This window comes from Clostridia bacterium, assembly GCA_017405765.1.
GTDB lineage: Bacteria > Bacillota > Clostridia > Oscillospirales > RGIG577 > RGIG577.
The window spans coordinates 22,244-45,253 of record JAFQZS010000005.1 but is presented as its reverse complement, the minus strand read 5'-3'; the positions used below and the strand labels follow the sequence as shown (position 1 = coordinate 45,253).

The 23,010-nt window shown below is 45.6% G+C and carries 16 protein-coding genes; 3 read left to right on the top strand and 13 right to left on the bottom strand.

The window, feature by feature from the left end; translation table 11 throughout:
- Positions 1-174: 174 nt before the first annotated feature.
- Genes IJG50_01270 through IJG50_01260 form a run of 3 tightly spaced genes read left to right on the top strand, consistent with a single transcriptional unit; the run spans position 175 to position 3,900 of the window.
- Positions 175-1,227 (top strand): DUF348 domain-containing protein, encoded by a 1,053-nt coding sequence (locus IJG50_01270; protein MBQ3378475.1) that lies wholly within the window; start codon positions 175-177, stop codon positions 1,225-1,227.
- Between the two features lie 11 nt (positions 1,228-1,238).
- A complete protein-coding gene (gene rsmA / locus IJG50_01265) occupies positions 1,239-2,087 on the top strand; it encodes a 16S rRNA (adenine(1518)-N(6)/adenine(1519)-N(6))-dimethyltransferase RsmA (protein ID MBQ3378474.1) in 849 nt (282 codons plus the stop codon).
- A gap of 52 nt (positions 2,088-2,139) precedes the next feature.
- The gene (locus IJG50_01260; protein MBQ3378473.1) at positions 2,140-3,900 is read left to right on the top strand and encodes a phosphoenolpyruvate carboxykinase (GTP); all 1,761 of its coding nucleotides are present in this window, start codon (positions 2,140-2,142) and stop codon (positions 3,898-3,900) included.
- A 112-nt stretch (positions 3,901-4,012) separates the two neighbouring features.
- On the opposite strand, the gene glmS is transcribed toward IJG50_01260, so the two are convergent.
- The 13 genes from glmS to IJG50_01195 all read right to left on the bottom strand — a co-directional run bounded on the left by glmS (position 4,013) and on the right by IJG50_01195 (position 22,987).
- Entirely contained in the window at positions 4,013-5,875 is a 1,863-nt protein-coding gene (gene glmS, locus IJG50_01255) for a glutamine--fructose-6-phosphate transaminase (isomerizing) (GenBank protein MBQ3378472.1), read from the bottom strand.
- Positions 5,876-5,895: 20 nt separating this feature from the next.
- Positions 5,896-7,014: a UDP-N-acetylglucosamine 2-epimerase (non-hydrolyzing) gene (gene wecB / locus IJG50_01250; protein MBQ3378471.1), complete on the bottom strand. Its 1,119-nt coding sequence runs from the start codon at positions 7,012-7,014 to the stop codon at positions 5,896-5,898.
- Positions 7,015-7,189: 175 nt separating this feature from the next.
- Positions 7,190-9,295, bottom strand: coding sequence for a heparinase II/III-family protein (locus IJG50_01245; GenBank protein ID MBQ3378470.1), 2,106 nt, complete (start codon positions 9,293-9,295; stop codon positions 7,190-7,192).
- Between the two features lie 98 nt (positions 9,296-9,393).
- The gene (locus tag IJG50_01240; GenBank protein MBQ3378469.1) at positions 9,394-10,593 is read right to left on the bottom strand and encodes a hypothetical protein; all 1,200 of its coding nucleotides are present in this window, start codon (positions 10,591-10,593) and stop codon (positions 9,394-9,396) included.
- A 14-nt stretch (positions 10,594-10,607) separates the two neighbouring features.
- Positions 10,608-11,804, bottom strand: a complete 1,197-nt coding sequence (locus tag IJG50_01235) for a hypothetical protein (protein MBQ3378468.1) — start codon at positions 11,802-11,804, stop codon at positions 10,608-10,610.
- An 18-nt stretch (positions 11,805-11,822) separates the two neighbouring features.
- Entirely contained in the window at positions 11,823-12,398 is a 576-nt protein-coding gene (locus IJG50_01230) for a hypothetical protein (GenBank protein ID MBQ3378467.1), read from the bottom strand.
- Positions 12,399-12,416: 18 nt separating this feature from the next.
- Positions 12,417-15,812, bottom strand: a complete 3,396-nt coding sequence (locus IJG50_01225) for a glycosyltransferase (protein MBQ3378466.1) — start codon at positions 15,810-15,812, stop codon at positions 12,417-12,419.
- Between the two features lie 97 nt (positions 15,813-15,909).
- Entirely contained in the window at positions 15,910-17,064 is a 1,155-nt protein-coding gene (locus IJG50_01220; GenBank protein MBQ3378465.1) for an ABC transporter ATP-binding protein, read from the bottom strand.
- A gap of 10 nt (positions 17,065-17,074) precedes the next feature.
- The gene (locus IJG50_01215) at positions 17,075-17,890 is read right to left on the bottom strand and encodes an ABC transporter permease (protein MBQ3378464.1); all 816 of its coding nucleotides are present in this window, start codon (positions 17,888-17,890) and stop codon (positions 17,075-17,077) included.
- Between the two features lie 13 nt (positions 17,891-17,903).
- A complete protein-coding gene (locus IJG50_01210) occupies positions 17,904-19,370 on the bottom strand; it encodes a glycosyltransferase (protein MBQ3378463.1) in 1,467 nt (488 codons plus the stop codon).
- 65 nt (positions 19,371-19,435) lie between these two features.
- The gene (locus IJG50_01205) at positions 19,436-20,584 is read right to left on the bottom strand and encodes a hypothetical protein (protein ID MBQ3378462.1); all 1,149 of its coding nucleotides are present in this window, start codon (positions 20,582-20,584) and stop codon (positions 19,436-19,438) included.
- Positions 20,585-20,645: 61 nt separating this feature from the next.
- Positions 20,646-21,875 carry a nucleotide sugar dehydrogenase gene (locus IJG50_01200; GenBank protein ID MBQ3378461.1) on the bottom strand — a complete coding sequence of 410 codons (1,230 nt, stop codon included), beginning with the start codon at positions 21,873-21,875 and terminating at the stop codon, positions 20,646-20,648.
- A gap of 50 nt (positions 21,876-21,925) precedes the next feature.
- Positions 21,926-22,987 (bottom strand): glycosyltransferase family 2 protein, encoded by a 1,062-nt coding sequence (locus tag IJG50_01195; protein MBQ3378460.1) that lies wholly within the window; start codon positions 22,985-22,987, stop codon positions 21,926-21,928.
- Positions 22,988-23,010 lie beyond the last annotated feature (23 nt).

Here is a 23,010-nt window from a genome sequence, read left to right as displayed (position 1 = left end):
AATTATTATATAAAAACGGCAGTTGTTTTGGTTATTATTCCTTTGTTCCTTTCCAAGCTTAATATTTTTTGTTTTCGTTCGCTTTGAATAATAATCAAAACGGGCGAATTTTGTTTTTATCTTAAAACATTTTTGATATTTGCCCCGGTTTTTGTGAAAACAGGAGGAAATACCATGAGCTCTAATTTTCCAAAAAAGATTGTGGGACAAGGCTGGTTCTTCATTGTGGTATGGGGCGTCGTAGCTGTATGTGCGATAGTTTTCAACGTGTACGCGGGCACATATATACCCGTTACGGTAAACGACGACGGAAAAATTCAAACTTATACCACCAATATACGCGATACGCAAAGCTTCCTTGAGGATGAGGGAATAATAATCAACGACGGCGACGTCCTCGATGCACCCGCTCTATTAACAAGAGAGGCAAAAATAAATATAACCCGCAGCTTCGATGTGGAAATAATAACAGGCGGCGAAAGCCGCATTGTGCGCACCGTACCCGATACGGTTAAAAATATCCTTGAAAATAACGGCATAAGCTACGATGAGGACGATGTTCTTTCGATATCCGAAGATGAAATGTTGACCGAAAGCAGTACGCTCAATGTCGATTTTATAGAAGTCAGGATAGAAACAGAGGATGTAATAGTTCCTTCTGTTACAAATTATCTGAACACCACATATAATGTTGACGTTTCCACATTTGACGCGGGCGAAAACAGCGAAAACGCCACCCCCGTTTCTTTAAACGACGCGGTAAAGCGCGCAACGTATGAGGTGCATTATGTGAACGGCGTTGAAACAGAGCGGCTTCTTGCCGACGAGGCCATACTCCTGAAAACAGACGAAGGTATGGTCTCCGTCTGCGATAACAGGCCGGACGCGCCCGGCGCCTCAAGCGGGCTTATTGCCTCCGAAGGACGCATTGAGCGTTATACAAAAACGATAGACGTAGTTGCAACGGCTTATACGCACACCGGATACGTTACCGCCACACGCACATGGCCGAAGGTCGGCACCGTAGCCGTTGACCCAAGCGTAATACCTCTTGGCAGCAAGCTGTACATAGAGAGCGCTGACGGTGAAAGCTGGATATACGGTTACTGCATTGCCGAGGATACCGGCAGACTGATAAAAGGAAACAAGATAGATCTCTTCCTGGAAACGAAGGATGAGTGTATTCTTTTCGGTATACGCGACGCTCGTGTGTACATTCTTGAATAGAGGTAAAAATAATGGACCTTTGCGATTTTGACGAGGTGCGCGCACTTCTTAGGCGCCACGGATTTCAGGCGCAAAAAGATTACGGCCAGAATTTTCTTATAAACGGCGACGTTCTTAAAAATATTGCAAAAAGCGCCAAGCTCTCCGGCCGCGGAGCGCTTGAAATAGGCCCCGGCATAGGCAGCCTTACGCGCGAGCTTTCAAAGGAAGCCGAAAAAACGGTAGCGATCGAAATAGACAGAAAGCTTGCGCCCATACTTTCCGAAACGCTGTCCGACGCGCCTAACGTAAAGATCATATACAATGATATAATGAAGCTTGACTTACGAGAGCTCATAGAGCGCGAATTTGCCGGTATGGAAGTATGCGTCTGCGCAAATCTTCCGTATTACATCACGACGCCGATAATAATGAGGCTCATAGAAGAGCGCCTGCCGCTTAAAGCGCTGACCGTAATGGTCCAGCGTGAAGTGGCGAAGCGTCTCTGCGCCGATGAAAATTCAAAGGATAACGGTGCGATCTCGCTTACAGTGCACTACTTTTGCGAGCCGGAGTATCTTTTCGACGTGCCGGCACGTGATTTCTATCCCGTCCCATCCGTGGATTCGGCAGTAATACGGCTGAATATTTTAGACAAGCCCCGCGTTTCTGTGCACAACGAGGCTCATATGTTCGGCCTTATAAAGGCGGCCTTCTCCCAACGCAGAAAAACGCTTGCAAACGCCCTTTCCAATATGACGGGACTTGACAAAAACGAGCTTTATGAGTATCTTCTAATTATGGGGAAAAATAAAGATATACGCGGCGAGCGTATGTCTCTTGCGGATTTTGCAAGACTTTCAGACATGTTAACAAAATAGCAGACGCAGGTTCCCTTTGCCGCCTGCAAATAAAAAGAAAGGATAATGAGTCATGGAATTAAACAAGGCCGTAAAAAGCTGGGTCGATGAAATGGTCGCTCTGTGCAAACCCGACAATGTAGTGCTTATCGACGGAAGCGAGGCGCAGGCAAACGAGCTTCGCGCGGCTGCCGAAAAGACCGGCGAAATGATGAAGCTTAACCAGGAGAAGCTTCCCGGATGCTACCTGCATCGCACAGATCCCAACGATGTTGCCCGTGTTGAAGCGCGCACATTCATCTGCACCTCCAAAAAAGAAGACGCAGGACCGACTAATAACTGGATGGCTCCCGATGAAATGAAGTCGATGCTTAAAGGTATTTACGACGGCTCTATGAAGGGACGCACAATGTACGTTATCCCTTATTCAATGGGCGCGGTAGGCAGCGAATTTTCAAAAATAGGCATAGAGCTTACAGATTCCATTTACGTTGTTCTGAATATGATAATAATGACCCGCGTCGGCGAGGCTGTAGTTAAGCAGTTAGGCGACAGCCCCGACTTTATCAAGGGTCTTCACTCAAAAGCGCAGCTCGACCCCGAAAAGCGCTATATAGTGCACTTCCCCGAAGAGAATACGATAATGTCGGTAAACTCCGGTTACGGCGGCAACGTGCTCTTAGGCAAAAAGTGCTTCGCGCTTAGAATTGCTTCGTTCTTAGGCAAGAACGAGGGCTGGATGGCCGAGCATATGCTGATCCTTGGCATACAGAATCCCAAGGGCGAGGTAAAATACATCGCCGGCGCATTCCCGTCGGCCTGCGGCAAGACGAACCTTGCCATGCTCATTCCGCCGAAGAAATATCGCGATATGGGCTATAAGACGTGGTGCGTAGGCGACGATATCGCATGGATACGCATAGGCGAGGACGGCAGACTTTGGGCTGTAAATCCCGAATTCGGCTTCTTCGGCGTAGCTCCCGGCACTAATGAAAAATCAAACCCGAACGCTCTTGCCGCTACGAGAAAGAATACGATATTCACTAATGTGGCTCTCAATCTCGACGACAACACCGTATGGTGGGAGGGACTTGACAAAAATCCGCCCAAGCATTCGCTTGACTGGAAGGGCAACCCGTGGGATCCCGATTCCGGCGTAAAGGGCGCGCATCCCAATTCGCGCTTTACCGCTCCCGCTATGAACTGCCCCTGCATTTCGCCCGAATTTGAAAATCCGAAGGGCGTTCCGCTGTCGGCTATCATCTTCGGAGGCAGACGCGCAAAGACTGCTCCGCTCGTATACGAAGCGCTCGATTGGGAGCACGGCGTATACGTAGGCAGCGCAATGGCGTCTGAGACGACGGCTGCGGCTACCGGCGCGGTAGGCGTTGTACGCCGCGATCCTATGGCTATGCTTCCGTTCTGCGGATACCATATGGGCGACTACTTCAATCATTGGATCGAGATGGGCAAAAAGATAAAGAACCCGCCTAAGATCTTCAACGTAAACTGGTTCAGACTTGACGATGAAGGCCACTTCGCATGGCCGGGCTTCGGCGACAACTTAAGAGTCCTCAACTGGATACTCGACCGCTGCGAAGGCAAGGCCGACGCCGTTAAGACTCCTATCGGCTACGTTCCGAAGCCGGAGGATATCGACCTTGAGGGCACGGACGTAACGCTCGATACGATGAAGAACATATTGAACGTTGATCCCGCGCTCTGGCTTGAGGATACGGCTTCTGTGCGCGAGCTTTACAACAAGCTCGGCGACAAGCTTCCCAAGGAATTAAAGCAGCAGCTTGACGACTTAGAAGCCAGACTTAAGGCATAAAAATTAAAACAGTATCAAACAGCGGCGCGCTAGAATATAGCGCGCCGCTGTAGTTTTATCCAAAAAAGCAATTAAAAAGGCCGCCCGACAAGAGCGGCCTCAAAAGTATAGATCATTCAACCGTTACCGATTTTGCCAAATTTCGCGGCTTATCTACGTCAAGCCCGCGGCTTAGGCTCAGATAATAACCCAACAGCTGAAGCGGGATAACGCTCAGGCTTCCCATAAAGTGCGGATCGACGTTGGGAATATACGTAACAAAGTTTACCCTGTCCTCTACGTCGTAATGCCCGTAAGTCGTTATAGCCGCAAGATATGCGCCGCGCGCTTTGCACTCTACCATATTGGATATCGTCTTTTCATAAAGCTGCGGCTGCGTGATCACACTTATAACAAGCGTACCGTCTTCGATCATGCTTATCGTGCCATGCTTCAATTCACCTGCCGCATAAGCCTCTGAATGAACGTATGATATCTCCTTCATCTTGAGACTGCCCTCAAGCGATACGGCGTAGTCAATACTTCTGCCGATAAAGAAAACGTCATGAACATTTACGAATTTGGCAGCGAACCACTGCAGCTTTTCTTTTGTTTCAAAAATCTTCTCTATCTTATCCGGCAGCGTATAAAGCTCGGAAATATAGTAAGCGTACTTTTCTTCATCGATACAACCGCGAACCGCGCCGAATTGTATTGCCACAAGATACATTGCCACAAGCTGCGTTGAATACGCCTTTGTCGTAGCAACGGCTATCTCCGGACCCGATACGGTGTAAAGCACATAGTCGGCTTCACGGGCTATAGACGAACCCACAACGTTTACTATGGCAAGCGTCTTTATGCCTTTTTCCTTAGCCTCTCTTAGAGCGGCAAGGCTGTCCGCCGTCTCTCCCGACTGGCTTATAACGATAACAAGACCGTTTTTATCAAGTATGGGATCACGGTATCTGAACTCAGACGCAAGCTCCACTCTAACGGGAATGCGCGCCAGATCCTCAAGGACATACTGCGCCGCCATACCGACATGCCATGCAGAGCCGCATGCCGCGATATATATTTGAGAAATATTCTTTATATCTTCATCGGAAATTCCGATAGATTCAAAATCTATCCTGCGTTCGTTTCTCTCTCCCTTGATGAGACTGTTGAGCGTATCGGTAATAGCGCGCGGCTGCTCATGTATCTCTTTCATCATAAAGTGCTCGTAGCCGCCCTTTTCGGCAGCTTCGGCGTCCCATGTTATCTCAACGAGCTCCTTTTCGAGCGGCTCGCTGTCGATATTGAAAAATTCCGCCGTGCCTTCTTTAAGGCGCGCGATCTCCATATTGCCGATGTAGTATACGTTTTTAGTATACTTTAAAATTGCCGGCACATCGGATGCAACATAAGTTTCCCCGTCGCATATGCCTATTATCATCGGCGAATCTTTTCTTGCAGCCCATATCTCGTCGGGATGGTCCTTGAACATAAGCACAAGAGCATACGAACCTCTTACGCGCACCATCGCCTTGGCAATAGCTTCTCCGGGAGGACATTGATACTTTTTGTAATAATAGTCTACAAGCTTGACCATTACTTCGGTATCAGTCTCGGAGTAAAACTTATAGCCTTTTCTTAAAAGCTTGTCCTTCATCTCGACATAGTTTTCTATGATGCCGTTATGTACGCCGACTACCATGGAGTCATCCACATCGGAGCCGGATATATGGGGATGAGCGTTCGTCTCGCTCGGTTCGCCGTGCGTAGCCCAGCGCGTATGGCCTATGCCTATCGTTCCGTGAAGCGCTTTGCCGGAATCCGTTTTCTCATAAAGATTGAGAAGACGCCCCTTGGCTTTCACAACTTCAAAATTCCCTTTTTCATCTCGTACCGCCAGACCTGCCGAGTCATAACCGCGGTATTCAAGCTTAGAAAGTCCATCCAGTAAAATCGGCGCTGCGTCATGTCTTCCTATAAAGCCTACGATTCCACACATACTGCTTTCTCCTTTATTTATCAGCCTTCGAATGTGATATTCTCTCGTTTTCCTTCGAGGATATCTGCAATTCTGCGGCTCGTCTGTCCGTCGCCGTACGGATTGCTTGCCGTACTCATGGCGCGGTATAACTGATCTTCTTCCAAAAGTGATTTGAACGTGCGATATATGTTCTCTTCCTCTGTGCCGACAAGCTGAAGCGTACCGGCGCGTATTCCTTCAGGGCGCTCGGTCGTGTCGCGCATAACAAGCACAGGCTTGCCAAGCGAGGGCGCCTCCTCCTGTATGCCGCCCGAGTCGGTAAGGATGAGATAGCTCTTAGCCATAAAGTTATGGAAATCAAGCACGTCAAGAGGCTCTATTATACGAATGCGCTCGTCGCCGCCCAATTCCTCATTAGCCGTTTCGCGTACAACAGGGTTCATATGTATCGGATATATCGCCTTTATATCGGGATGCTCGTCGCAAACTCTGCGGATAGCGCGGAACATATTTCGCATAGGCTGTCCCAGATTTTCGCGGCGATGTGCTGTGATCAAGATAAGTCTGCTTCCCTTCGCCCACTCAAGCTGCGGATGAGTATAGTCCTCTTTTACGGTAGTTTTAAGCGCGTCTATAGCCGTATTGCCCGTAACGAAGATAGAGTCCTCCGGCTTGCCTTCTCTTAACAGGTTGTCCCTCGACGCCTTGGTCGGCGCAAAGTTATACTTGCTTATTATGCCCACGGCCTGACGGTTGAACTCCTCAGGGAACGGCGAATAGATGTTGTGGGTGCGAAGACCCGCCTCTACATGTCCGACAGGTATCTGCAGATAGAAGCACGCCAGCGCCGTAACGAACGTAGTTGACGTATCGCCGTGAACGAGCACAACGTCGGGCTTCACCTCCTCAAGCACCTCTTTTATCTTAAGCAGGATATTTGAGGTAACGTCAAAAAGCGTCTGACGCTCCTTCATTACCGAGAGGTCATAATCAGGCACGACGTTAAATGCATCGAGCACCTGATCGAGCATCTGCCTGTGCTGGCCCGTTACGCAGACAACAGTCTCGATGGAAGGTCTCTTTTTTAATTCATTTACAAGGGGGCACATCTTTATCGCTTCGGGACGCGTTCCGAAGACAAGCATAACTTTTTTCATGAAAATAACCCTTTCTTTTATGAGGTTATACAATTTGGCATATAAAATGACAAATGATATTATATTTATTATATAATATGCCGTATATAAAATGCAATACATTTAAAAAATTACCGCTCAAAAAGTGTATTGCAAATTTAACACGCAGATCATTTATCGTTCTATAAGGATAATATTATATATTAAAATCTTCAGTTTCTTTTAACACAAACGCCATTCTTTCTGTTTTTCTTTTTATGAAATATTTGATTCGATAACTATTGCCGCGCTTTATCTCGTCGAATACCACACTTTCGCACTTTGAATATCCTGCTTTTCTTAGTATTTTCCCTCCGCTGAGCAAATAATAGGCAAATTCAACGTCTTTTGGCTTATCTTCTTTTAGATCAAGGGAGAACCTTAATTCATTTTCAACGACTTTATAACCGTATCCGTAAACAAAACCGCATATGGCGTCACTTTTATCGTTGCCATATGATACTCGTTTCGATATCTGACCGGCCGAAAAAAGCTCCTCTTTGCAGTTTATTCTCAGCGAATCTATCTCAAACGTGCGTTCTTCGGACTTATATACGAGACTATCAACAGGAACTGTTTTATCATACAATCTAATATTGCCTTTAGTATCTTCTATTGTTATTGACGTAATAAATTCTGCATTTGTGCCGCTTATATCAAATTTCAGAGTGGATATTACGTCTAAATGATTTATCCCTCTCGATATAAGGCCATAATCGGATTTGCTCAAATCGCCGCACAATATTGACAGCTTAACGGGAGAACCGTGCTGTCTTATACGCACGATGTGATCCGTGTCGGCAATCTGCATCACGACTTCTCTGTCATCGGAAGACAAAACGGATATATCTTCTCCCAAATGAAACAGCTGCGAATAAGTATGCTGTTGTTCGGATTCCAAAGAATCATATATGATCGTCAGATCATCGGCTGAACAAAAATCTCTTTTTATCTGTACTCCGGGATATATATTATTAAACGTTCTTATATGGTCATATTCCTCAAAAAACGCCCATCCCTCTACACCTGCGCGCTCTGCATTTTTTTCATCTATATCGTATGACTCATCGTCTACGATCACCGTATTATGCGCTTTTGCCGATATTATATATTTTCGGAAATCATCGTTTGCATATCCGTATACGCCGCAGTCAACGAAAATTTCATATCCTTTTGAATAAAGAATAAACGAACCGTCATCTGCATGCTTATGCGTTTTTCTGACGAATCCCGACTTTATCGTTTTCCATGTATCAAGCATACTTTCACTATCGATATTTGAGCGATAGAAATATATGCCGCTTACAGGAAACATGGCGTGTATATCCTTCGATCGCCGTTTCATTTTGTCAGGATAACCGTATTTTTTGCCAGGTATGTTTCCGGTATCGCCCACCTGCGCTATTATACCGTTAGGCTTCGTAGCCCAATCGATATATTCCTGCACCCTTTCCATGTCTTTGAGTATCTTATCGCCGGCCGGATCTCCCCATTCTGACAAAAACGTGCCGATATCTATGAACCAATTTCTTGCCACGCCGGTATAAGCGGGAGAATTTTCTTTATGTACGTTATCAGCGGCGAACGCCCATTTCTCTTGGGTTAAAATACGGTTCTTTGCTCTAAGGTACCATTCTTTTTTCTTAAGTTGAACGCTTAAAAACAACAAGCCTTTATCGTGCATTATGCCGTGATTATGATTCTTTGCATAACCCGGCGTTTCGTAAAGCCACTTACCTTGAATATTGAGTATATCATAAAGCGAAGAATATAGCTCGTCACTTCCATATCCGGCCGTCTTGATCACACGACCAAAATACATAAGGATCTCCGTTCTTAACGCAACGGAATGATCTGTCCAAACTCTGCGGTTTTCATCTGAACTCTTTTTATCAGAAGCATATTTCCACCATTCTATGATCATTCTTTCTGCAAACTCAAGAAAACTCCTGTTGCCGGTCATCTCATATGCTCTTGCCAACACTGCAACAGGTGTTAATGCCTGAAGATATAATTGAAACGTTTCCGCCTGTTTTGAGACCGATAAATTCCAGTCGAACGTTTCAAGGTCATACTCAACTCCCGAAACAGCACGATGGACAAACAAAACGCCTTCCGTAATGCTCTTTGCGGTGTTTGGTATTTCTTTGCTGCTGAAATAGAACTGAGGAGGTATATAAAAGCCATTATTCAATTCTTCTTTGAAATTATTTTGAGTAACTTCACCCGAAAACGGTACAAACTCATACTCTGTATTCTTCATTTTGCTTGTCAATATTTATTTTAGACCCATTGATTATCGGTTTCTCAAAAAACAGCTCGTCCTGCGGAATTGAGATCACCGCCGTTAACGGTTCGTGTTTATACCTCCGTTTTTTTGGGGGGAATAACGACTTTTACCATCTCGGTGATGGCTCCGGATTTTACAAAACTATTCAATGTATATGTATCATCGGGTATACCTTCAAACCGGCACGACTTTTCGGGAGAATATGCCCTTTTTTTGTATATGCGGTTTTTGGAGCTTATAAGATTAAAGGCAAACAGATAATCCTCTGACTGCGTATACGTTTCGGCAGTGCATAAAAGGCTTCCGTCCTTCTGCCACTCGATATTTACGCCCTTCATGATCTCGTGCGGCTTCGTTTTGTTAGCATACGTTATATGCGCATCAGCGCTTCTTAAGTTGAGATCGTAAATGCGCTCAAAAAAGCTAAGACTATTGCCGGATCTTTTCTCAAGCAAGAGCTCCTTGCCTTTTCTTTTGTCCAAGAGGCCTTTTTTAATAAATTCAAGCGTCGTCGCCTTGTCAGGCATACCGTTGTGGCCTTTTTCGTCGTAATAAAAGTCCATTGTAACAGCCTCACCGCAATCGTAGGCGTTATGGGCTATCTCAGAGAGAAACGGCGTTATTTGCTTATCAATGTCACGCACGTCGCGTATATTCTGCAGGCAGTATGTTCTTGGTATATAGCGCTCACGCTCGCACAGCTTTAAGAGATTCGTTCTTTCTTCTTTCGGTTTTTCTCCTTCGGGACACCTGTCCGCCACAAAACGTTTATAATGTATCTCATTATAATTGTACAAAAAAATCTGCGGGTTTATCACATAAGCCTTGCCGCGCAGCATCGTTGCAAGCACGAGCGAAGAATATCCGCCGCCCGATGAGCCGAAAAAAAGCGACTTGGCAACATCAACGCCCATATTTTTCGATATGACGGACAAAAGAAAGGCTATGTTTTCAAGATACCATTTTTTATTCGTGCCGTAATACCAATAAAGCTTCAGCTTCCCCTCATAAAGCGTGGGGTCTGCGTACCACACCGAGGTCACTGGGATACTCTGATACCAGCTCAACCTTGCAAAAAACGGAAGCTTCAGGGCACGGTTCGACATCGTTCCCGTGCCGAACGCCGCCATGACTTTGGAGCCCGACACATGATTTATTAGAAAATCATAAGTCACTCCGTCCCATATTATTTTATAAAGCGTGATCTTTTTTGGTTTAAACGTCTCTTTATATATATCTTCTATATTTAACTCTCTGATATCGTAATCCAAAGAACTACTCCTTTTTAAACGTCAGTTGATTTGACTGTTATCTCGTCTGATACGAATGAAAGCTTTGCGTCATCTTTCAGCACAAAGCATTTTATCTTGTATCGTCCCGGCGACAGAAGTTTAAACTCCGCCTTTGTGCTGTCCGAATATGGAAGCTTGGCCGCCGTTACTTTGTCTGCCATTAGATAATATGAAAACGTATATCCCGACACAGATCGTTTCGGGATCGCAAGATCATAACACAGATTTCCCGACGATATCTCAGTTTTCGCGCCCTTATAGACTGCGCCGAATTCATCAAGCTCGTCAAACAGAAGATATGTGCCCGTATTTTTAAAATCCGCGCAGCTTACTCGTTCAAAGAAGGTGAGCTTTTGATGCTTTTCCTCGTCGGCGTTTATCGCAACGCCCGTTGCCTTATCCTCTAATCCGCGCGCTATCAGCACAAGCGAACGATCCTTGTCGGGCATAGCGTTATGACCGCCCTCCGCATAGAAAAACTCCATGCTTATAGTATCGCTGCAGTCCATATTTCCTTCGGATATTCCGCGAAGAAACGGCGTCACCTGGAGACGTATATCATGTACGGACTGCATGTTCTGTACATAATGTATTCTGGGTATATAACGCTCAGCCTTAAAAAGAGAAATAATACTTATGCGTTCTTCTGCCGGCTTCTCGCCCTTTGACAATACGTCTGCAAGGAACTTTTTATAATGAGCCTCAAAATAATTTTCCAAAAATATCTGCGGATTTATTACATAAGCCTTGCCGTGAAGCAATGTCGCAAGCACGAGCGAAGAGTAGCCCCCGCCCGATGAACCGAAAAACAGAGAGTCCTCCAAAGAGATCATATGCTTTTTTGCGATCGCAGCCAGTAAGAAGGCAATATTCTTAAGATGCCATCTTTTGTTGGTGCCGTAATACCAGTAAAGCGACAACTCCCCCTCGTAAAGCGTAGGGTCGGCATACCATATCGAGGTGACCGGTATATCAGGGTACCAGCTGTTGCGCTTAAAATCAGGCAGACCTCTGTTCCTGTTGACCGTGCCCGTACCGAAAGCTGCCATTTTTCGCGAATTGGGTACATAGTTTACGAGAAGCTCATATTTTGTTTTTCCCCAGATGATTTCGTAAATGGTAGGCTGTTCCGGGCAAAAGGGTTCTTTGTTGAGTTCTTCCACGGAAAGCCTTTTAACGGGATACTTCATACTTAACTCCTAACAAAATCAAAGCACAACGTCAAACCAATCCGAAAACTCACTGCGCTTTGCTTTTTTGAAGCTGATAAACAGCTTTGCTCTGTACGTTCCCTCCTGTGTAAATTTGTATTCATATGTGGGAAACTCGGTAAACATCTGCTTATGCATAGGATCGACATCGCCTTTTTTATATATGTACCATGCAAATTGAGCGTCCTTTGGCGGTTCACTATCCGGAGAAAAGCGCCAGAACGGTCCGCTTATATGTTCAGCGATCGGCTCTATCTCCGCTATCTCACTGTATCCGCTCGTAAGAGCGTACGACGTATTTTTATCTGCCGTAAACTCCGTCTCAGCGCTTATTTTTTCGCCGTTTTTCTCATTAAGGACATATGCCGTTATCGTATAATCGCCAAAACCTTTGATTTTACATGATATAAACGGATCGGAAATATATCCGCTTTTAAATACCGTTTTGTCGTTCTTTTTGTTTATCACGCGCCATGCGAAAACATACCCCTCGGAAAGCTCTTCTGTATTGGTTTTTAATACGATCGTACCGTTATGAAACAGGTCGAACGCATCTATACTTTTTATTTCCATATTAGTCTCCTCTCAGAATTACTCTTCGACAGCTAATGATAAATTCTTGTTTACGAATATTATTCTATCATGCGTAAGCGTAATATACAATGTATCCTCAGATATTTTATCGCCGCCGCGCATTATAAACGCTCTGATTTTATACTTGCCCTCCGACAGATCAGAAAAATCATAACTAAAATTATTACTGTTTGTATATTTTGATACGTATACTTTTTTATACGTTTTAGTATCAAACAACACCGACCACGCATATTGTGCGCCTTTTTTCGATCTGCTTAAATTAGTAAGGCTTACCTTGCTGCCGTTTATCGTATATCTTATATCGAACTGTTTAGGCGTGCTCTGCCTTTGTTTATCTGCCTTTATCTGTTCTGTCAGTTCCTCAAGCGTAGGCATGGGACGTTTTTTGGTTTCTGCAAATTCTTTTTTTACAAGCGAAAATGCATCGTTATACTTTTCGTCTTCGCAATCCTTAATAAACTCATTTATAAGCTCATCTGTCCGCTTATAATACGGTTCGTACAGATCCAGTATTTCCTTGACCTTCTTTGTACACAGCTCTTCCTCTCTCGCACGGCTCAGCTTCTGGAATATCCAACCCTTAACGTATGTATCGTGACGCGTACGCATATAATCTTCTAATAGATTCTCACTTATTAACCAGTCTATCTTTGGCTGCTGAAGCAGCATAAGCTTATCAAAGAACTTCGTACTTACGGCATTGGTTACCGAACCGCTCGTCTGCGCATAGTATATATGTATTGGAAACTCCAAAGCGCGTATTCTGTCTGCGCAAGAGAAAAGCTGCCAGCAGAAGAGCGTATCCTGACCGGCTGCGCCCGGCACCTGTTCAAAACCGTTTTTCATAATGATCTCACGGCGTATTATCATGGCCTGAATGCTGACCGCATAAAAATCGGTGCGAGCCATATATTCCTTAAGCCCATGCTCAAAGAAGGTCGTTCCCGCGCGTCTGCCGATATTGTAATAATAATTAAACAACTGCGTTTTTTCTGTGCAGCGATATATATTTCCGAACGCTATGTCAAGGTTTTCATCACACACATATGTATAAAGCTGAGCGTAACCGTCATCAATAGCCTCGTTGTCGGGGTCCAAAAAAGTGATATGCTCAGCCGAAGCAAGCTCAACGCCTTTATTTCTGGGACGGGAAGCCGAACCGCTTCCGCCGTCTTCAAAGGCATATCTTTTTACATTCGCATATCGGTCGGAAAGATACGTTTCAATTTTCAATGTCCGCTCATCGGTGGAGCCGTCGTCCACCATTATTATCTCCATGTCGTCAAACATCGAACTGCGTCTAAGGCTTGCAAAGCACTTGCCGTAAAGGTGCGCGCCGTTATTGTATACAGGAATTATCACCGATAAAAGATACGGTTTTTCGCGGACAGGCGTCTCGTGCGCGCCTTCGCGGTAAGAAAAGCGGTCTATAGAATATCCGCCTGGCAGCTCGCACTCGGAGGGTACGCTTAAGAAAAATTCTGAATCGAACGCTTCACGCCAGAATACGGTGCGGTAAGCACTGCGCATTTTATTTACATAATTATGTTCTGTGCCTGCATTCAATATATCGTCCTTAAAATATGCGTCCTTCGTAATATAGTCGCAGGCCGTATACTTAAAGGCGTTTATCATATCCTCAAGATAAAACTCTCCGTAATATGCGCCGGCGTCGAACCATGTTACCATATCATACTGCGATAAAACTTCGCCGTTTATTTCTGACTGCAGCATAAGCGTTTTGTTCTCATACGTCTGACGCTCAAACGACGCCTTAACGCCGTCGTCAAGCGTTTGTGCAATTACAAGTATCTTTCTTTTGGGTTGAGCGGCGTCTATACCTATAGGCGCCAATAACGACTCGATCCTGTCAAAGCATGTATGCCCTGTCATAACGGAGCGTATGCCCGCGATCTGATGTTCGTAACGCTCCTCATCCGTAAATCCTTGCAGTATCTTATCGACTTCAAGCGATTCATGAGCCATGAACACCGTCGGGTGCACATTGTTTACGCCGACACTGTAATTTGATAAAAGAAGTACGCCCGCAGCCTGAAGCTCAAACGTGCGGTTTGCGAACATTGTTTCGCTGTCCGTTACGGAATTGATGTTTACGGCCCAGTCAAACTGCTTGTGCAGCTTCTGAAGTTTTTTATGATCTACGGCGGGAGATGCATAGCGATTGTACTGCGGCGGATATTGATACCTTTCATTGCCGTAATTACGGTCAACTATATGGAGGTCATAATCCGAGCGCAGTATACCGTTAAATATCAAAGAAAGCTCCCTGCATCTATTGGGATACTTCTCCATCCACGAACCGGAAAAGAGCACGGTTTTATCTTTTTCTTCTTTATAGAATCCTATGGGATTATGTACGGCGGGATCTATACCGAACATAAGCTCATATACTCTGTCATGCCCGCAATCTTCTTTGTAATACGGTATACATTCCGATGCGGACGTGAAAACACAGTCGCACTGCTTTGCATATTCAATAAACCGCTCGTAGTTTGGCGGATCCTCTTTTGAGTAGAATATGGTCGGTATGGCGTTTTCTTTACACTTTGCAATAAGGTCAAGGGCAACGCTGCGCCGATTGGAGTTTAACTGAGCCATGCCTGTCCACTCATTGTTAAGCCCGCGCCAAGCAGATACAAAAAGCAAGACGTCGATTTCTTTTCCCGCTATAACGCTCTCATAGTTTTCGGGCGTAACATAAACGAAATCGGCCGCGTCGCTTATGGACTCGTAAAAAAACTCGTCCGCAATAATTCCTATACTGCACTGCGCCTTATTGTAATATCGTATGCCGTTGCTGTCCGGCAGTGCTTCTATCGCCTCATCATATTTATATACCCAAGTTTCAAGCGCATTTCTGTCTATATTGGCGTCGTCCGCGCTTACAGGAACTTCATCCAAGGCAGCAATTTCCGGATCAAGCTCCTGCGCAGTCGGCAGCTTATCAAAATACTTCTCCACTGCGGGAAGTCCTGCTATCCCCTTGCCTGCGCCTTTCTTTTTTGACTGCTTCGCCCAATGGTTCAAGGTAAGCCTGCCAAGCTTCGAGTTCGCAAGCGCTTCATATTTTGCATTGACCTGCTCATAGCGGCGCAGATTTTTTTCCGCAGCAGCCTTTTCCTGCGACAGACGCTTCTTAATACGGCCGTTCTCATCGAGCAGTTTTCTCATCTGTGCATCTGATTTTTTAAGCTGCGCCTGCATACGCAAATTTTCGTTGTTAAGCGCGCTTATTTTATCTAAAAGCTCGGCGTAGGCGTTTCTTAAAGTGTCAAGTTCTTTTTCTTCCGAAGAAATACTCTGCATATTGCGTTCATTGCCTGATTCGACTTCCGTTTTATTAATGGTATCGTTTTCGTTATAAGACATATCGTTCTCCTTAACACATAATGAGAAAATATTGTATGTTTAATAAGACTTTTTCAATGTTGACAGTATTCTTTAATTAAGAAAACATTACCCTTCTTTACAACTCCACCTCAAACCAATCGGATGTGATCATATTGATCTCGCCGTTTGCCAAAAGGAAAAGCCTTGCCCTGTATGTTCCGGATTCTTCAAATGTATATGTGCTCTCCTGTTCATACTTGTATGGCATTTTGACTGTCGGGTTCTTCTCTCCTTTTTTATATATATACCAGGCAAAGCGCACGCTGTCGCAGCGTTCGCCCGCCGCCCGCATCACGAGCTCTCCGTTATCCTTATGCTCAAGCTCGAGCTCGTATTCCGGTATATCAACGTAAGCCTCGGGATTTGCCTCCGTGATATCGCCTTCTTCGACTTTGCCCTCCATGCTTTCGAGTATCTCTTTTGCGACCGCGCCGTCGCCCTTTCTTCTCTGACGCTCACGAATGCTGTTTACGTATTTTTTTCTCGTGGCGTTATCAAGCGAGTTGAAATCGCGTACAAACTTTACATATTTCGACGTAACGTCCATGCAGTTTCCCGCTTCTCTAACTCTTCCTCCTTCAAGCCACAGCGCCGTATCGCAAAACATTCGCACCTGAGGTATCGAATGGCTCACAAATATTATCGTCTTACCGTTTTTTCTGAATTCATTCATCTTCGCAAGACATTTTTCAGTAAACGTGGGGTCGCCCACGGAAAGCGCCTCGTCTATTATCATTATATCGGGGTCTATATTTATCGAAATGGCAAATCCGAGCCTTGCCCTCATACCGCTCGAATATGTCTTTACCTGCTGATGGATAAAGTCTCCCAGGTCGGCAAATTCCAGTATCTCGGGTATGCGCTCCTGTATCTGTTTGTGATCCAGGCCGAGCATGAGGCCCTTTTGGACTATGTTGTCCATACCGGTAAGAAACTGATCGACGCCCGCGTTTACGGCTATCATAGATACCTTGCCCTTTGTCTCAAGCTCTCCGCCCGACACCTCCGCCGCACCTGCAAGTATATTTGCCAACGTCGTTTTCCCGCTGCCGTTTAGACCGATAAGCGCAAGCGACTCCCCTTTTTTTACATTAAAGGAAACGTTGTCAAGCGCATAAAATGATGTGCCAAAGGATTTCGGCAGAAAAAAATCAAGATACTTCTGCGATTTTTTACTATATATTTTATATTCTTTTTCAATATTTTTTGCTGTTATTACATATTCGTCCATAATATAATCCTTATACGTAATCCAATACGTTGTTGCGAAGCCTCATCTGAAGCGCAATGCCGATCATATGAAGAATTATTGCGGCCAGCCAGAATGCGCAGACGAGCTTCATCTCGTGCCAAAACGGCACGTGATAGAGCATGGCGTTCCTGAAGCCTCTTATAACATATGCGAAAGGATTGAGTTTGTCAAAAACCTGGAACACATATGGCATATTGGGATTAGCCTCCCAAAATATAGGGCTTAAGAAAAACAGAAATCGCATTGCATTCTGCACTACCTTCTGAAAATCACGCGCAAGCACAACAAATGCCGCCGTGACCTGAGAAAGAGCAGACACGAACACGAACATGAACACAACGTAGTATATCAGGTCAAGGCACGTCCACCAGATCCTGCCTCCCGTAAGGAGAAATATTGCAAACAGAATAAGCACCGTCCATATCTGATTCAAGATCGCCGACAGCACCGAACTTACGGGTATCATAGACATTTTTAAATTCGACTTTGTAAGAAGTCCCGCCTTTCTGAAGACAGACGCCGCGCCTGTATTCACGCCCTGATTCATCATAAGCCACGGCGTAAGGCCGCAGGTGAGCCAAAGCACAAACGGGAACCCGTTCATATCGGAATTATTCCTCAACCCTATTCCAAAAACGACCCAATACACGCCTATCTGCAAAAGCGGGGATAAAAACTTCCAAAGCCCGCCCAAAAACATATCGGTATTGGCTCTTTTATATTCAAATACCGCAAGCGACCATATTCGCCGCATGTTGCGGAAAATATCAAGCGTAGATTCTTTTAAAAATTTAAAATATCCCATAATTTGATTTCACTCATATATCTTTTATATAGTTTATCGGCACAACATATCCGCCTTCGGCATGTACTCCCTGACGTGACAGCTTCAGAGCTTCGTCGGGAGAAAAACATGCGCCCCAAAATACTGTTTTATAAATATCTTCCGCCGTATCCGTATAAGAATGGCCGTCTCTGTTTTTAACCGTCACATACGAACACAACGTGTACTTGAAGGCGTTCATCATATCTTCAAGATAGTACGCCCCGTAATTTAAGCCGCCGCCCCAAAACGCAAAGGCGTCATATCCACCGCTTCTTGATGTGATTTCTTTTAGAGTAAGAAAAATTTTATCGGGATATGTCTGCGCATCAAACTGCTCTCTAAGGCGCTTTATCTCTTCATCGCTGCCGAGCGCGATCACCGCAGCCGTTCTCTTGGTCGGACTAACGTCCAGACCGCATTTTTCAAGTATATACTCCATGCGATCGTATGTTGTATTTCCATTCATGACTCTCGATATGCCGGCAAGCCTCAAAGACTCCTTTTCGTCCTCGCTCATCGCGGTCACAATATGAAAATCATCTTCATTTCTTACTACAAGCACTTCGGGAAGCGTAAGCTCCATGCCCTCGCTTGGATTAGAAAGGACAAGGCATCCGCATGCAAGCGCATCATAAGCGCGCATAGAAAACATCGTGCGGCTGTCATAGACCGAATTTAAGTTCAGGATCCATCCATGCTGCTTATATATATAAGGCAAGTCGTCATATTTTACCGCCGGCATAACGTATTTCTGCCACCGCATCGGATATTCATATGTAAGCTCGCCTCGGTTGTCATTTCTGTCTAAAATGTGCAGCTTCAGTCCGTTTTTTGTTATAAGCCCAAACAGCATATCCTGTTCGCGCATACGCTGCGGGTACTTTTTGATCCATGAACCGGCAAAAAGCACAGTGTCTCTGTCCCTGTCTGAATTATACATCCCGATGGGATTGTAAAGATGCGGATTCACCGCAAATCTCAGCAGATGCACATTATCGTGTCCGCATTCTTTTTTATATTTCGGAATGCATTCCTCTGCTGACGTGAAAATTATCTCCGCTTCCTTCGCAAATGTCAAAAATACACTGAAATTCGGCGGATCTTCCTTTGAATAAAATGCCGTTCGTATTTTTCTGTTTTTCGCGGCGCGCATAAGCTCGGCAAGTCTCTCCATCTGTTTCGAGCCTTCCCAAGTAACGCCTTTCCACTCGCCTGACAACCCCTGCCATGACGAAACGATAAGCAAAAGGTCTAAATCGGCAAGGTCGTTTTCGTCCCAATCGGGAGTGAGATACCTAAGAGTGCATGTGTCTTTATATCCGTCGTATATAAATCTGTCGGCAACGATACCGATATTGTAAGTCGATCGCTCATAAAAACGCGAGCCGTTACTTGTCAGGAAGTTTTCCCGATTCTCCAAAAGGCGCGCATACTCCGTTTCATCACGCATTTTCAGCACGAAAAACCTTCGTACACAGTATATAGTTTTCTTAAAAGATCTGTATAACTTTCGGATAATATCCACTATGCATACACTTCCTCGGGTATAGAAACGCCCTCCTTCAAAAGCGTGTTTAACACATAGTCAAACGCTTTTGAAGCCGCGTGCTCTCTTCGCACCATCTCCGAATTTGCCTCAATAGACAATAGAAATTCGCCGTTCGGTGCAGTAACTTTTCGCCCGCCCAGAGCGCGCTGCATAGCCTCCGACGGATTGCTTATTACACTCAGTCCGCACGCCGCAAGCTGCAGTGCGCGGCGTGAAAACATCGTCTTTGAATCAGTTATCGTGTTTACGTTTATCGCTTTACTGTACTTACGCATAAGAGCCGGAACGCGGTCTGTCGGGATCGACTTATGTATATACTCTCTGTATTCTTCGGGAAACTTAAATCGTTCCTCTACGCTTTCCGAATGCCTGTCGTAAATATCCAGATCCATGCCCAAAGAAAGCACATAATCAAACAAAGCGCGCGTATCTCGGCAGCGCCTCGGCAAGTCGTCATACCATGCGCCTGCAAAAAGCACACGATTGTCGTCTTTTATCTCGTTATCGGGATAATATACAGCCGTGTTTACCATAAAAGGCAAAACATGAACGCTCTCGCCGCCGCGTCTGCGGTATTCGTCCACACTCTCCTGCGCCGTAGTAAATATGTGGTCAAAGTGCAGCGCAGTATCGGCGAAGTCAAATCGCGTGTCGAGCGCGCCTATAGGGTCTTCTTTGTTCCAAAAAACCGTAGGTATCCCCTTTTGCCTGCAGTAGTCGAGTATATCAAACAGGATTCTGCGATTTTCAAAAAACACCTCTCGGTTGTTATATATTCTGCCTCGCCAGCACCCGTCGAAGGGAGCAACTCCGCTCCATGCCGATTCACAAAAGAATATATCTGGATGAAAAGCTTCAAACTGAAGCTTCCATGATCCGGGGCGCACAAATATGGATTCACATTGACCTGACAGATCGATCCATGTCATCTCATCGCATACAAACGCCGCTTTTATTTTATGTACCGGTCCGTCAGGCGGATAACTTGCAGGTTCTTGACCCTGCGCTTTATTCTCCCAATATGACGGGGGCTTTAAAACCGATAAATAGAGGGACTGCATAAGCGTGTTGAGCAGCTTGTTTTTTCTGCAAAATTCTATTATCGGCGCAGAAAAGGCCGCCATAGCAGTCCCTCCTCACCTTTTAGTTTTTAATTCTACATCTGCCCTAAGCTATCGCCTATACTTAAAGCAAGGTAACAACGTTGCTCTCCTGGAAATCAAAGGGGCACTTTCTCGTGTCGAGTATTATCTTGCCCTTTATCTTATCAAGATTTTTCTGAAGATGCGCGTGTCTTACCATTACAACGAGCACATCAATGTCTTTTAAGAACTTGTCAAAATCGAGATACTGTCCTTCTATTATCTCGGTTTCGAGCATGGGGTCGAAGCACTTCGGCGTTCCCGCAAGACGCTGATGCATAAGCTCAACGAGCTGGAGTGCCGGGCTGTCTCTAACGTCGTCAACGTCCTCTTTATAGGTAAGACCGTAGAAGCCAACGCGGTCGGGCGTGAGCTTATGCGCGCGAAGCAGCGCGTATACGCGCTCGAGAACGTAGTCGGGCATGCCATCGTTCGTATGTCTTGCCATACGCACCATGTTTGCAAGCTCCGGATAATCGCCAACGAGGAACCACGGGTCAACGGAGATGCAGTGACCGCCTACGCCGGGGCCCGGCGAAAGGATATTAACGCGCGGATGCTTGTTCGCTATACGGATTATCTCGTATACGTCGAGATTGTCGCTTCTGCAGATCTTCAAAAGCTCGTTCGCGAAAGCGATGTTTATATCTCTGTACGTATTCTCAACGACCTTAGTCATCTCTGCAGTGCGGATATCGGTGACCTCGATATCTCCCTTACAGAACGATTTGTAGATATCCTTAACCTTTTCACCTATTGCCGGATCGTCCGCGCCTATCGTACGAGAGTTGTCCTCGAGCTCGCGGACCATATTGCCCGGGATTATACGCTCGGGAGCATGTACGAGGTGAATGTCCTGTCCGTCGATAAAGCCGTAAAGGTCTAAAACGGGGCGAACGTACTTGTCCATTGTTCCGGGCGGAACGGTGGACTCAACTACGACTATCGCACCCTTGTCGCAAACCTCAAGCACATTCTTTACCGCAGCGACAACGAACGATGCGTCAACGCGCTTTGTGTCCTTATCATAAGGCGTTGCAACACAGATGATATATACGTCCGCCTTCTGATATTCCGTTGAAAACTTTATTCCGCTTGCAAGCGCCTTCTTAAACAGTTCGTCTATACCGTCCTCCTGGAAGGTCATTTTCCCGCTGTTCAAAGTGTCTACCAAGCTCTTTTTAAAATCGGTGCCCACCACGTTTACGCCGTGAGACGCCATCATCATGGCAGTAGGCAGGCCAATATAACCCAGACCTACTACGTTTACCAAAGGTTTGCTCATAATAATTACTCCTTCCGTTTAACAGGTTTTTACGCGCCTTATGCGCGCGACGTATATTTCAGACGGGCAAACATTCGGGGCAGTCGGCTGCGGCTGAACGCCATAACGACGCCCATCATGTAGACCATCAAAAATTTCTTTTTCTTTATGAGGTTTATAATAAACTTCATTTTTTTGCCGGATTTTTCGGCGTATTTTGCGCATTCCTGCGTATATTCGTCCGCGGCCATGCGCTTTACGCGCCTGTATTTCTCGCTCTGTGAACGAGTATTCGCCGGGGAGTTCTCGTTTTCTATACATCCTACTACGCGCTCGATATGGCGGCGCGAGAGAAACTCGCGATAAACGCTCCGGGGAATACCCATTTCGTTAAAGAAGGCCGTCATTTCTTTGTGCTCCCTAAGCCTTCTTTCAAAAAGGTCGTCTCTGTATTTCGTGCTGAGCGAACCGCTCTTGTGATAAGTGTAAAGATATACGTTCTGCGCTGTGAAACGAAGCGATCGGCACTCTTTCAGATAACTGCGGCAAAAGGCCACGTCCTCACCGAAATCGATCGGCTCGAAAGAGAGGCCTATACGTTTAACGATATCCATGTCGAACAGCTTGTTGCACGCGGAATACATAAGGCCCGTATCCCACATCTCAACAAAGTGATCAAGGATCTCTTCTCTTGTTTTAAATTCGCGCTCGAACTTGGGACAGGCGTACATGCTTCCGTCGGGCATAACGTGAGAAAAGCCGAAAACCGTAAGGTCGAATTGACCCTCGGCAATCAGCGAATTAAGAAGAGATACTGCGTTCTCAGTCAAGCGGTCGTCTCCGTCCAAAAACACGACGTACCGCGTATCTGTCATAGCGAGCGCCGCATTGCGGGCTGCAAAAACACCGCTGTGCGGCATGAATACGGTGCGTATCCATTCACATCCTTCGGCCGACGCACGTATTATTTCCGGGCTTCTATCTGAAGAGCCGTCATCAGCAACAATGACCTTGAAACGCTTGTCACCTTGCCTTTTAAGACTTTCAATACACGCTTCGATCTCGTTTTCTTTATTGAACACAGTAACGATAACGGTTATCTGTACGCTCGTATCTGCCATTGTAATCAGTCCAATTCATTGCC

Excerpts from the sequence above, each read along its gene's own strand:
- IJG50_01270 (MBQ3378475.1), top strand. The coding sequence starts at position 175 with ATGAGCTCTAATTTTCCAAAAAAGATTGTGGGACAAGGCTGGTTCTTC.
- rsmA (MBQ3378474.1), top strand. The coding sequence starts at position 1,239 with ATGGACCTTTGCGATTTTGACGAGGTGCGCGCACTTCTTAGGCGCCAC.
- IJG50_01260 (MBQ3378473.1), top strand. The coding sequence starts at position 2,140 with ATGGAATTAAACAAGGCCGTAAAAAGCTGGGTCGATGAAATGGTCGCT.
- glmS (MBQ3378472.1), bottom strand. The coding sequence starts at position 5,875 with ATGTGTGGAATCGTAGGCTTTATAGGAAGACATGACGCAGCGCCGATT.
- wecB (MBQ3378471.1), bottom strand. The coding sequence starts at position 7,014 with ATGAAAAAAGTTATGCTTGTCTTCGGAACGCGTCCCGAAGCGATAAAG.
- IJG50_01245 (MBQ3378470.1), bottom strand. The coding sequence starts at position 9,295 with ATGAAGAATACAGAGTATGAGTTTGTACCGTTTTCGGGTGAAGTTACT.
- IJG50_01235 (MBQ3378468.1), bottom strand. The coding sequence starts at position 11,804 with ATGAAGTATCCCGTTAAAAGGCTTTCCGTGGAAGAACTCAACAAAGAA.
- IJG50_01230 (MBQ3378467.1), bottom strand. The coding sequence starts at position 12,398 with ATGGAAATAAAAAGTATAGATGCGTTCGACCTGTTTCATAACGGTACG.
- IJG50_01225 (MBQ3378466.1), bottom strand. The coding sequence starts at position 15,812 with ATGTCTTATAACGAAAACGATACCATTAATAAAACGGAAGTCGAATCA.
- IJG50_01220 (MBQ3378465.1), bottom strand. The coding sequence starts at position 17,064 with ATGGACGAATATGTAATAACAGCAAAAAATATTGAAAAAGAATATAAA.
- IJG50_01215 (MBQ3378464.1), bottom strand. The coding sequence starts at position 17,890 with ATGGGATATTTTAAATTTTTAAAAGAATCTACGCTTGATATTTTCCGC.
- IJG50_01205 (MBQ3378462.1), bottom strand. The coding sequence starts at position 20,584 with ATGGCGGCCTTTTCTGCGCCGATAATAGAATTTTGCAGAAAAAACAAG.
- IJG50_01195 (MBQ3378460.1), bottom strand. The coding sequence starts at position 22,987 with ATGGCAGATACGAGCGTACAGATAACCGTTATCGTTACTGTGTTCAAT.